This is a genomic window from Streptomyces sp. NPDC055078, from assembly GCF_053607985.1.
Map to the genome: position 1 here is coordinate 1 of NZ_JBSGUP010001121.1, position 1,325 is coordinate 1,325.

Below are 1,325 nucleotides of genomic sequence, written 5' to 3' on the forward strand. Positions count from 1 at the left end.
GCTCCTCAAACGCCGGAGGGGCTGGTGTGCGCACCCGGTGCGGGACACGGGCCCCCACGCGCGCCCAACCGCAGGTGCCTCAGCGCTGATAGCGGGCCAGCACCAGATTCCCGTCGCGGGTCAGCCGGCGGCGCAGCTCCGCGGAGTTGATGGCGCCGCTGTAGTACTCCTGATACGCGGGGGTCGCCACCTTGTCCTTCCACTCGGGATACCCGCGTACCGACTGCGCCGGCGCGGGCCGCAACCCGCGGGCGAGCGCGGTGCCGACCGCCCAGCCGTGGCGGGGGGCGCGCAGGGCGGGGTCGGCCAGGGCCGCCGACCCGGTCGGCAGCATCCAGTCGCCCCGGGCGAGCCGCACCATGTTCCGCGGCTGGAGCATGAAGTCGATGAACCGCGCGGCCTGTTGCTTGTACGGGCTGTCCTCGGCGATCGACAGGGTCTGCGGGCTGACGCCCTGCACGGGCCCCTCCGGCCCCGCCGGGGCGGGCAGCACCGTCCACTCGAAGCCCTCAGGGGCCTGCTGGACGATCTGCTGGCGGTAGGAGAACCCGAGGGGGACCATCGCGTATCTGCCGCCGAAGAACCCGGGCAGGGTGTCGGAGCCACCCATGCCGAGGGTGCTGCGGGACGCGGTCCTGTCGGTGTTGACCTGGTCGTGGACCGTACGGGGCACCACCCCGTCCCCGGCGGTGAACCGGATGGTGACCTTCCCGTCGGTGCCCCGGTGGAAGAGCCGGCCCCCGGCCGAGAGCCCCAGGTTGAGGGTGGCGGACACCGGGTCCTTGAGCGGCCAGGCGACGGCGTACTTCCCCTTCCCCATCGTGGCGGTCAGCACCCGGGCGACCTCGCGGAACTCCTCCCAGCTCCACGGTTCGGCCACGGTCGGAATCCGGACGCCCGAGGCGTCGAGGATCTTCTTGTTGGCGATCAGGACCCGTGGTTCCTGGAGGAAGGGCACACCGTAGACACCCTTGCCGAAGGTCGCGGTCTCCCAGCTCCGCGCCGGGATGTCGGACCGCAGCCGCTCGGGCAGCAGTCCGGTGAGATCGGCGAGGTAACCGCCGTAGGCGAAGTCGGCGAGGTCGTCGGAGGCGTCATGGATGATGTCGGGGGCCTCGCCGCCCTCGAAGGAGGTCAGCAGTTGGTCGTGGACGCTGTCCCAGGTGCCCTGGACATACTGGACCCGGACCTCGGGGTGCCGGGCGTTCCACTCCCGTACCAGCTCCTTGTTGGCGTCGACGGACTCCTGCTGCCAGGCCAGCGACTGGAAGCGGAGCCGGATCGGGCCGTCCGGGCGCCGGCCGTCGCCGGCGTCGGTGCAGCCG

At 72.1% G+C, this 1,325-nt stretch carries 1 protein-coding gene; it reads right to left on the reverse strand.

Annotation, left to right across the window (positions count from 1 at the left end; all coding sequences use genetic code 11):
* Nucleotides 1-79: 79 nt before the first annotated feature.
* Nucleotides 80-1,325, reverse strand: a 1,246-nt coding sequence (locus ACWF94_RS40615) for an ABC transporter substrate-binding protein (protein WP_453500340.1), incomplete at its 5' end; no start/stop codon positions are given.